Source organism: Planctomycetaceae bacterium, from assembly GCA_041398785.1.
Classification (GTDB): Bacteria; Planctomycetota; Planctomycetia; order Planctomycetales; family Planctomycetaceae; genus JAWKUA01.
The window spans coordinates 61,441-71,011 of sequence record JAWKUA010000028.1; the positions used below are offsets into that span (position 1 = coordinate 61,441).

Annotated in this window: 10 protein-coding genes; 7 read left to right on the forward strand and 3 right to left on the reverse strand. The window is 61.1% G+C overall.

Translation table 11 applies throughout. The annotated features are described in order from the left end of the window. Positions 1-184: 184 nt before the first annotated feature. From R3C19_23875 to R3C19_23905, 7 genes are all read left to right on the forward strand, one after another. Positions 185-1,597, forward strand: a complete 1,413-nt coding sequence (locus R3C19_23875) for a glucose-6-phosphate isomerase (protein MEZ6063397.1) — start codon at positions 185-187, stop codon at positions 1,595-1,597. Next, a complete protein-coding gene (locus R3C19_23880) occupies positions 1,598-2,281 on the forward strand; it encodes a metal-dependent hydrolase (protein MEZ6063398.1) in 684 nt (227 codons plus the stop codon). A gap of 10 nt (positions 2,282-2,291) precedes the next feature. Next, complete coding sequence (locus R3C19_23885) at positions 2,292-3,095, forward strand: metallophosphoesterase (GenBank protein MEZ6063399.1); 804 nt, start codon at positions 2,292-2,294, stop codon at positions 3,093-3,095. A 232-nt stretch (positions 3,096-3,327) separates the two neighbouring features. Next, positions 3,328-4,842: a UDP-N-acetylmuramoyl-L-alanyl-D-glutamate--2,6-diaminopimelate ligase gene (locus R3C19_23890; GenBank protein ID MEZ6063400.1), complete on the forward strand. Its 1,515-nt coding sequence runs from the start codon at positions 3,328-3,330 to the stop codon at positions 4,840-4,842. Between the two features lie 10 nt (positions 4,843-4,852). Beyond that, positions 4,853-6,337 carry a UDP-N-acetylmuramoyl-tripeptide--D-alanyl-D-alanine ligase gene (murF, locus tag R3C19_23895; protein MEZ6063401.1) on the forward strand — a complete coding sequence of 495 codons (1,485 nt, stop codon included), beginning with the start codon at positions 4,853-4,855 and terminating at the stop codon, positions 6,335-6,337. 181 nt (positions 6,338-6,518) lie between these two features. After that, positions 6,519-6,959: a thioesterase family protein gene (locus R3C19_23900; GenBank protein ID MEZ6063402.1), complete on the forward strand. Its 441-nt coding sequence runs from the start codon at positions 6,519-6,521 to the stop codon at positions 6,957-6,959. A 233-nt stretch (positions 6,960-7,192) separates the two neighbouring features. Then, positions 7,193-7,540, forward strand: a complete 348-nt coding sequence (locus R3C19_23905) for a hypothetical protein (protein MEZ6063403.1) — start codon at positions 7,193-7,195, stop codon at positions 7,538-7,540. Between the two features lie 163 nt (positions 7,541-7,703). On the opposite strand, the gene R3C19_23910 is transcribed toward R3C19_23905, so the two are convergent. The 3 genes from R3C19_23910 to R3C19_23920 form a co-directional block, all read right to left on the reverse strand. Further along, positions 7,704-8,327 (reverse strand): tRNA-dihydrouridine synthase, encoded by a 624-nt coding sequence (locus R3C19_23910; GenBank protein ID MEZ6063404.1) that lies wholly within the window; start codon positions 8,325-8,327, stop codon positions 7,704-7,706. After that, the gene (locus tag R3C19_23915; GenBank protein ID MEZ6063405.1) at positions 8,324-8,770 is read right to left on the reverse strand and encodes a tRNA-dihydrouridine synthase family protein; all 447 of its coding nucleotides are present in this window, start codon (positions 8,768-8,770) and stop codon (positions 8,324-8,326) included. The genes R3C19_23910 and R3C19_23915 overlap by 4 nt, the downstream gene beginning before the upstream one ends. Further along, on the reverse strand, positions 8,767-9,571 hold an 805-nt coding region (locus R3C19_23920), incomplete at its 5' end, for a Maf family protein (protein ID MEZ6063406.1). The genes R3C19_23915 and R3C19_23920, both read right to left, overlap by 4 nt.

Here is a 9,571-nt window from a genome sequence, read left to right on the forward strand (position 1 = left end):
TACGACACTCTGTCGCGAAAACCCAGGACGAATCGCGTCTGGACAGCGAACGCTGGCGACTTCTCTGAAACGGGGAACGCGATGTTGCCCGGCATTCCGACAGCGGCCGGTCCCTTAAACGACTCGCGGAATTCCGTTAGAACCTGCGCGGAGTCGATGTGATGAGTCTTCACCGGAGTCCGTGATGAAAACGTCCCTGTTGTCCTATGACCCGTCTGCGGCGGTTTCGTTGCTGGCGAAGGGCCGACTGGCCGCGCTGCAGTCTGACATCGAAGCCGCTCGCGATGAAACTCTGAACGACGTGGAACTCTGGCAAAGCGGCGGCCCGGTTCCTGCCGCAAAGCAGCCGCTGGACGCAGGGTTCATTCAGTGGCCGGAAGAACTGCTTTCGGACCTGGACCGCAACGGCGCGAACAGCCTGGTCGCCCGGATCGAAACCTGCGGTGCTCGGCTGCGAGAAGCGTCGGATTCCGCCGTGGTGCTGGGAATCGGCGGCTCGTACATGGGCATGCGAGCGATGTTCGAGGCGATCCACAGTCCGTTCCACAACGAGCAAAGCCGCGACCGGCGCAACGGCATTCCCCGAATCTACTTCGAAGGCTGGAACGTCGACACGGACAACCAGCGAGCGTTGCTGGAACTGCTGACCGACCGGGCAGAATCAGCGCCTGACAAGTCGGCCGCCGACGGACGCACGTCGATTATCGTGATCAGCAAGTCGGGAGGCACGCTGGAGACCGCTGTTTCGTTCCGGACATTTCGAGCGTTCGCGGAAGCTCAGTTCGGTGACGACGCGAAGCGCCTGATCGTTCCCGTTACCGGCGATTCGGGCCGACTGCGAGACCTTCACAACGCGGCGGGATTCGAGGACGCGTTTTCCATCCCCGACGGCATCGGCGGACGGTTTTCCGTTCTGACGGCGGTGGGTCTGCTGCCCGCAGCAGTCGCCGGTCTGGACATTCGCGCGCTGCTGAAGGGAGCCGCAGACATGACGGATCATTTCCGAACGGCACCGTACGGAAGCAACGCTGTGCTGGACTACACGGCTGTCTGTCACGCCTTTGAAACCGATCATGGAATGACGCAGCGGATTCTGTCCACCTGGGGCAGCAGGCTGGAAGCGGTCGGTCTGTGGTACGATCAGTTGCTGTCCGAAAGCCTCGGTAAACACGAACGCGGAGCCACGCCGATTACCGTCGTCAATACTCGCGATCTGCACAGCCGCGGCCAGCAGCACCAGGAAGGCCGCCGGGACAAGCTAATCACCAACCTGCTGCCGGGTGAACCCCGCACGCCGACGCTGACTGTTCCAAATCGCCAGGACGACTTCGATCAACTGAATCGGTTCTCTGGTTTTCCGCTGACCAGAATTCTGCAGGCGGCCATTGACGGAACCAATCAGGCCTACGCCGATGACCAGCGACCGACGGCCGATATTCGGCTGCCGGAAATCAATGAACACACCATCGGGCAGATCTTCCAGATGCTGATGCTGGCAACCGTTGTCGAAGGCCGACTGGTCGGGACCAATCCCTATGGCCAGCCCGGCGTGGAAGCCTACAAGAAGAACATGAATGCAATTCTGGCGAGCAGTTGAATGACGACTCAGATCCGGTACATCGGTCATTCCACTTTCGAAATCCTGACCGGCAGCACGACGATTCTGATCGATCCATTCTTCGACGAAAACCCGTCGACCGACCGGACCGCCGCTGACGTCGCCGCTGACGTGATCATCGTGACACACGGACATTTCGACCATATCGCCGACGCCGCGTCGATCGCCCGACGAACCGGCGCGACGGTGGTTTCCAACTTCGAAATCATCCAGTGGCTGCAGAATCAGGGTGTGCAGAATACTCACGCGATGAACATCGGCGGCCGGCATGAATTCGACTTCGGCACCGTGCTGATGACGATCGCCCACCACAGTTCCATGCTGCCCGACGGCAGCAACGGCGGCAATCCGGCAGGGTTCGTTCTGATGCTGCCGGACGGCAACATCTATCATGCCGGTGATACCGGTTTGTTCGCCGATATGCAGTTGATCGGCGAAGAAAACCTGGAAGTCGCTATTCTCCCGATCGGAGACAACTTTACGATGGGGCCGGCCGACAGTCTGAGGGCGATCGGTTTCCTGAACCCGAAAGTGGCCATTCCCTGTCACTTCAATACATGGCCGCCGATCGAACAGGACAGCGAATCCTGGTCGGCTTCCGTCCGCAGCCGGACGGCGGCCAGACCGGTGGTGCTGCAACCCGGTGAATGTCACCAACTGTAAGAACACATCGATGTTGCAGGTTCCCACCCGAATTGATGGCCCGGTCGCGGTCATCGGCGATGTTCACGGTCAGGTCGATAAGCTGCGCCGTGTGATCGATAAGCTGTCGCGAGTCCCCGATATTCACAACCGCTGGATTGTGTTCATCGGTGACCTGGTGGATCGCGGGCCGGATTCCAAAGCCGCCATCGACATCTTCTTCGAACTGACCGAACGCCACGGCAGGGTCACCTGCATCTGCGGCAACCATGAACTGGCCATGGCCGGGTCGCTGGGACTGATCTCGACTCCGGACTTCATCGACTGGCCGAGTCGCTGGCTGCCGGCCTACGATTCGGAAACCACGTTTGATTCGTACGGCGTTCCTCACGGAGATCTGCGCGCCCTGCGCGAAGCGCTGCCCGAACGTCATGCGGAACTTCTGGCGAATCTGCCGTGGCGAGTCGAACATCCGCATCTGCTGTTCGTTCACGCCGGACTGGACCCGGCGATGTCGTTTGATATTCAGGTGCAGATCCTGCGCGAGCGTGACTTTACTCTGGCTCACCCGCCCTGGCTGTTCAGCAAGTCGTTTATCAACGGCCCCGTGCCGGCCGGCTGTCCGGTCACGCTGGTGATCGGCCATGTGCCGATCGCCGAGGTCTACTTCGGCAAACAGATCATTGCCACCGACACCACCGGAGGCGTCCAGGGCGATCTGAGCTGCGTGCTGCTGCCGGAAGCCGTCGTCCTGACATCCGGCGACGAAGAACCCCGGCAGCTGACGCCGGACGCCCGCCGGCAAAAGAAAAAAGCCTGGTGGCAGGTATGGTAGTTCCCGGCGAATCCGCATACCCCGCCGGTTCCCGCGCGTTTTCGCATCCTCACCGCATCCTCCAGAAAGGGAACCTGCGGGCTCCAATGGCCGCCGCCGGTCGCCGGGTCGCCGGGTCGCCTGACGGTGTCCAAGCCGCTGTTGACGCCATTTTCCGTTCCCGGCAGAATGTCCTGCTGCGATCAATTGAGCACGATGCTTGAGCTTCGGTCGTTGTCATGGATGACTCAGGATGAATGCGAACGCGATCAGCCTACAGCGGTTGTTTCCGGCAGCCAGCTTTGTCGGCTGTGCTGATGTGGTCGTCGCCGGTGTTTCCTGCGACAGCCGCCGGGTTGTTCCTGGCGATGTTTTTGTCGCGCTGCCCGGAACCCGGACAGACGGGCACAGCTATATTCGACAGGCCGTTGCCGCGGGAGCCACTGCGGCCATTGTCAGACGGCCGGTGTCGGGACTGCGGCTGCCCCAGTGCGTCGTCGACGATGTGCCCGTGGCCTATGCACGCCTTTGCATGGCCCTGGCCGGAAATCCCCAGCGTTCGGTCAAGACCGCGGGAATCACCGGCACGAACGGAAAAACCACCACCGCATTTCTGCTGCGGTCAATTCTGGAACAGTCAAACTGCCGCTGCGGTCTGCTGGGCACAGTCGAATTCAGCGACGGCCTGAACAGTTCCGCGGCATCCATGACGACGCCGACGGCCGACGTCCTGGCCGGGATGATGAGCGACATGGTTCGCCACGGCAGCAACCACTGCGTGATGGAGGTCAGCAGTCATGCGCTGCACCAGAAGCGATGCAGCGGCCTGCAGTTGTCCGCCGCGGCGATCACCAACATCACTCAGGACCATTTTGACTACCATCACACGGCGGAAAACTATCGCAGCGCAAAGGCACAAATCGGCACGCTGCTGCACGGCGACGCTCCGCTGCTGCTGAACACCGACGACACCGGCTGCCGGCAGTTGCTTCAGGAAAACTCCTTCAGCAACCCCGTCATTTCCCTGGGAATGTCGCCGGACGCCGAACTGCGAGCCGAAGTGCTGAGCACCACGCATCGTTCGCAGCGAATTCGACTCCATCTGGCTCAGGGCGACGCCGATGTCCGGCTGAAGCTGATCGGTCGTCACAATGTCATGAACGCACTGTTCGCCGCCGGACTGGCCGAACAACTGGGAATCCATCTTCCGCAGATCATTGCCGGACTGGAACGCATGGTGTCAATTCCCGGCCGGCTGGAACGCATCGACGAAGGCCAGTCGTTTCAAGTGCTGGTCGACTACGCTCACACTCCCGATGCACTGGCACACTGCCTGAACGCGATCCGCCAGTTTACGCCCGGCCGACTAATCTGCGTCTTTGGAGCCGGCGGGGAACGCGATCGCAGTAAGCGCCCGCTGATGGCCGCCGCCGCGTCCGCTGCCGATTCCGTCGTCGTGACTTCCGACAACCCGCGATCCGAAGACCCCGGACGGATTATCGAAGACGTCATTCGGGGATTTCCGCCGGGCTGCCCGTTCGAATGCGAAGTGGATCGTGAACGAGCCATCCTGAACGCGTTCCGAAAAGCCGAACCCGGTGATGTTGTTCTGATCGCCGGCAAGGGTCACGAATCCACGCAGACCATCGGCGACCGAACCGTACCGTTTGACGATCGCGTTGTTGCCCGGCGCCAGTTGCACGAAGTCATCGTCAGTGGGCCGCTGACGCAGATTCAGCCCGTGTATTCGGTGACCCGGTCAGCGTGAAAGCAGCACCATGTTTCCGCTAACCGTTGAACAACTGTGCCAGGTGACCGGAGGACTCGCGACCGGCAGTGCGAATCCGGACGATGTCGTTCGAAACGTCGTTATCGACAGCCGCCTGGCCGGTCCCGGCAGCGCATTCTTCGCGCTGCAGGGCAATCAGGTTCACGGGATGAACTTTGCGGATGACGCGGTCGCCCGTGGAGCCGTCGTGGTCGTCCTGGACGGCCGGTTTTCCGAATCCATCACTTCGGCGGACGGCAGCGGACCGGCGACCGTACTTGTCCCCTGTGCCACCGCCGCACTCGCGCAGCTCGCTGTGAGAAATCGACGGTACTCGGAAGCTCTGGTGCTGGGAATCACCGGCAGCGTCGGCAAGACGACCACGCGGCGGATGATCTTTGCTGTGCTGGAAGCCGCATTCCGAGGTGTTCAGAGCCCCCGGAACTTCAACAACGAACTGGGCGTTCCTCTCAGCCTGCTGCAGTTGTCGGCGGGTGACGAATTCGCGGTTATCGAAATGGCGGCGGCCGGTTCCGGCGAAATCTCCGAACTCGCAGGGATCGCCCGACCGGACTTCGCCGTCGTGACCCGAATCACACCCGCACATCTTGACGGATTCGGTTCCCTGAAAAGCGTGCAGCAAACCAAGTCCGAGCTCGTCAGAGCGCTGACCGCCGACGGAACTGCAATTCTGAACGCCGACGATCCGCTGGTCCGGCAAATGGCCGACCTGACCAAAGCGAATGTCGTACTGTTCGGTGAATCCGCCGACGCGAGCGTTCGCGCGGAATCCGTGCACGTCGAAAACTCGAAGCTGTCCGTAACCGTTGGTTCGGAAACCTTCGCCGTGCCTGCTTCGGGACGACATCACCTGACGTCGCTGCTGGCCGCGATTGCCGTGGGTCGGGAACTGGGCCTGTCATCGCAGCAGATCAACCTGGGACTGTCGCGTTACGTTCCCGAATCGGGTCGATGCTGCGTCCTGGAAGTCGGTTCGTGGACCGTCATCGATGATACCTACAACGCCAGTCCGGCATCCGTTGCCGCAGCCGCCGATTTGCTGCAGCACTGGTCGACTTCCGCGCGCAGGCTGCTGGTGCTCGGCGACATGCTGGAACTTGGCGATCAGGCCGAAGAATTCCATTTCAGCGTCGGAGCCCGGCTGGCTCAGGCGTCGATCGACCATGTGCTGGTGTTCGGCAGTCACGCCACCGACACCGCGGAAGGATTTCTGGAATCCGGTGGCCGCCCCGGCGGGATTTCCGTGTTTGAAGACGTCTCCACGCTGCTGGCGATTCTGGACGTGCAACTTAGTCCCGGCGACGTTGTTCTGGTGAAAGGCAGCCGCAGTCTGCAGATGGAACGCGTGATCGCGGCACTTCGCGCGGCACATGAACAGCAGCCTGCCACGATCGCCATGAAACGCCCTGCCGCGAACACAGTGCACTCAGCGCCGCCAGAGTTCGACGACACCTACACCGCACGTCGAGCATGACCGAAACAGACTACGCTGCACCGGTTTCGCAGCACCGGTCGCATCGCACCCGCCGCAGCGGGCTTCCACGATCATTTGGCGGCGTCGCCTGCCGCGTTCCTGTACCCTGCGGCGACGTTCCGGACATCTCCTTCCGCGTCCGGCGATCCACTGAGACACGACCTCGAAAGCTTTCCCACTCATGGCTTCGTCATTCGAAACCACTCGCCGCGTTGAATTCTGTGAAACCGACATGGCGGGCATCGTCCACTTCTCCAACTTCTACCGCTGGATGGAACAGGCGGAGCACGAATTCTTCCGGTCGCTCGGACTGACAATTGTGAACCATCAGCATGACGGTTCGACACTGGGCTGGCCGCGAGTTTCCGCGCAGTGCCGATTTCTGGCCCCGGCGTATTACGAAGACATTGTCACCGCCCGGCTGACCGTGCAGCGAATCGGATTGAAGTCGGTGACCTACGACGTCGACTTCTTCGTCGGCGAACGGCACGTGGCGACCGGTTCCATGAAAACCGTTTGCTGCATCGTCGAACCCGGCAAGCCGCTCCGTTCGATCGAAATCCCGCCGGAATACATGTCGCAGCTGCAGGAACATCCTCGGGATCCCGCAGCGTCCGCGTGACGGAGTACGCCGATCGTCACTGTTTTCCGCAGCAAAACAACAAAACGCCGCGCGGCAACAGGAATCTGAAAACATTGTCGCAAAAAAAACCGGCGCCGGCGTTTTCTGAAATCCGTTGTGCACGGACAGATCGTTCAGCGAGAAAATACGTCAGGAAACCGGTCGGCGGATTCAACAACGGTCCACCGCATCGGTTCGGTTCGAACGTCACGTCACTCGCAGAAAGGTCGGCCATGAAACTGGAGGTTCGTACTGGTGTTCAGGAACGTTCAGCAAAACGCATCGCCTTCGTCAAAAGCGCGATCGAAGATGTGTTGTCGCATACGCTGGATCGTATTGACGGCATGACGGTATCGCTTGCGCCGCAGCATCGCAGAGCCGGCGACGAAATCGACTGCCGAATCTCCGCACACGTAACCGGGCGGGGAACCGTTGTGGCCGCCACTCGCAGCGGCAGCGTTTACGAAGCCGTGAACGACGCTCTGCGGAAGCTCGCCCGAGGTCTCGCTCACACGCGGGGAAAACGCTTTGCCCGTCGTCGAGGCAGCCTGCGGACGCTGGAACCGAACCTGCCGGAGTAATCTCCAACCGAATCAGCCGCGGCTGTCCACGGATTGTTGATTGCGGCGAATAATCCTGGCCCGATCAATCCGGTCGACGCCGCGTCGCGGGTCGAAGAGAATTTCCTTTTGTGACCTACAGCCAGCAGAAACGCCCGGCGAATCCCCTTCGCCGGGCTTTTTTTTACCAGCGTTCCACCGGCCCGTTCGGGACTTTGATCATCGCCGTCGGAATCCACGTACTTCGTTCGCCATGCCGAAGCCGGATCTGCTGGACGATCGAATTAAAGTGCGAAAACGACGCAATTCGCCGCAACTCGTCTTCCAGCGATTCCGGAATTCCCAGAGCCGCCCCATACCACGCGGCGAACTTCCGAAACAGCACACAGCTATATTCGCCATGCTGTTCCGTCATCAGCCGAAAGTGCTCCGCCAGAAAACTGACCTGTTCGTCGGCAGTCGGATCGGTGGGTTCCTGCCCGCATGAATGCTGCTGCAGCTTTCGAAAGATCCACGGATCCAGCATCGCCCCGCGACCGATCGCGACGGCCGCGCAACCGGTTTCTTCAATCATCGAAATCGCGTCGTCGACGGTTCGCACATCGCCGTTGGCGATCACCGGCATCGCCGTCGTCGCGCTGACCACGTCACGGATCGCGGCTCGATTGACGGAACCCCGAAACCCCTGTTGCCGAGTGCGTCCGTGAACCGTTACCGCCGCGACACCCAGGTCTTCAAATGTCGCCGCCAGATCCGGGGCCGACACGTGGTCGTCATCCCAGCCGCCAAGTCGCATCTTGACCGTCACGGGACGTCCACCGCGTCCAGAACGCGCCCGACCATTTCCGCCGCGTCGTCGGCGCTGCACATCAGCCGCGCCCCGCCACCGGAACCATTGACCTTGGCCATCGGGCAGCCCATGTTGATGTCAATGCCCTCGTAATCGCGATCTCGCAGCCAGCGAGCCGCCGCGACAAGGTCCGCCGAAATGCCGCTGAAAATCTGAACCGAAAGCGGCCGGTCGTCGTCCGTGGTGGCGACAAGTTCCAGCGACTTGCGATTTTCCCCGACGAGCATCTTCGCCTGAACCAAATCGGTCGTCGCCAGCCCGAGCCCGCCCAGCCGCCGCAGCATCCGGCGAAACGCAAGGTGAGTATAGCCCGCCAGCGGAGCCAGAAAGAATCGGCTCGGCAGCCTGCGGCCACCGATCGTCATTGAACCATCCGCCGGCGCCGCAGCAACGCTCGTCATCGGTCCCCATCCTTCCGCAACCATATTCCCGCGCCGTTCCGCAGCGGTATCCCGAACGTCGTCAGCGCGCGGTGAAGTTCCATCAGCGGCAAGCCAATTACATTCGTCAGACTTCCCTGAACCTGCCGAACAAAGACGGACGCCAGGCCCTGAATCGCATATCCTCCCGCCTTGCCGCGATATTCGCCGGTGGAAATGTACCAGTCGACAAACTGTGGCGTGAGTTCTTCCAGCCACACAGTCGTTTTCACAGTCTCGCGGCGAACCGGCATCCGATCCGACTCCGCCGGCACTCCGGCCTGAAAACACGTCCAGACTTCGTGAGCCTGCCCGGACAAATAGTCGGCCATCCACTGCCGCAACTGATCCTCACCGCCGACCTCGTCAGGCTGGCCCAGAACGACCTTCCCGTCTCCCGACTGAGCAACGACCACCGTGTCCGCACAAACGATACACACCTGCTGGCCCCCAGGCTGCGGCAGATTTCGGACCTGCCCGGCAACATCATCAAACTTTTGCTGCACGATCTCGCCAAGCTGATCGGCGATCGCATCGTCGCGGTCCAGACCGTGAAACGACAACTCGTCACTGCACTCCGGTGGTACGGCGAGCAAATCCCGCTCATCCACCAGCCACCCCATCAGTTCGCGTCGCTGAGGTGATCGAGAACCCAGAACAACCTTCATCAAACAGACATCCCCGCCACAACGACCGAAAAAACCGAGCAAACGAACATCCGCCGCGAACCAGTTTCGCCACCGGGGATCATGAAACAAGCGAGCAGCGATTCCCTTGCCCCCG

What these genes read in the sequence shown, in the direction of transcription:
- R3C19_23900 (MEZ6063402.1), top strand. Translation starts at nt 6,519, where the DNA reads ATGGCTTCGTCATTCGAAACCACTCGCCGCGTTGAATTCTGTGAAACC.
- R3C19_23915 (MEZ6063405.1), bottom strand. Translation starts at nt 8,770, where the DNA reads ATGACGAGCGTTGCTGCGGCGCCGGCGGATGGTTCAATGACGATCGGT.
- R3C19_23905 (MEZ6063403.1), top strand. Translation starts at nt 7,193, where the DNA reads ATGAAACTGGAGGTTCGTACTGGTGTTCAGGAACGTTCAGCAAAACGC.
- R3C19_23875 (MEZ6063397.1), top strand. Translation starts at nt 185, where the DNA reads ATGAAAACGTCCCTGTTGTCCTATGACCCGTCTGCGGCGGTTTCGTTG.
- R3C19_23890 (MEZ6063400.1), top strand. Translation starts at nt 3,328, where the DNA reads ATGAATGCGAACGCGATCAGCCTACAGCGGTTGTTTCCGGCAGCCAGC.
- R3C19_23880 (MEZ6063398.1), top strand. Translation starts at nt 1,598, where the DNA reads ATGACGACTCAGATCCGGTACATCGGTCATTCCACTTTCGAAATCCTG.
- murF (MEZ6063401.1), top strand. Translation starts at nt 4,853, where the DNA reads ATGTTTCCGCTAACCGTTGAACAACTGTGCCAGGTGACCGGAGGACTC.
- R3C19_23885 (MEZ6063399.1), top strand. Translation starts at nt 2,292, where the DNA reads ATGTTGCAGGTTCCCACCCGAATTGATGGCCCGGTCGCGGTCATCGGC.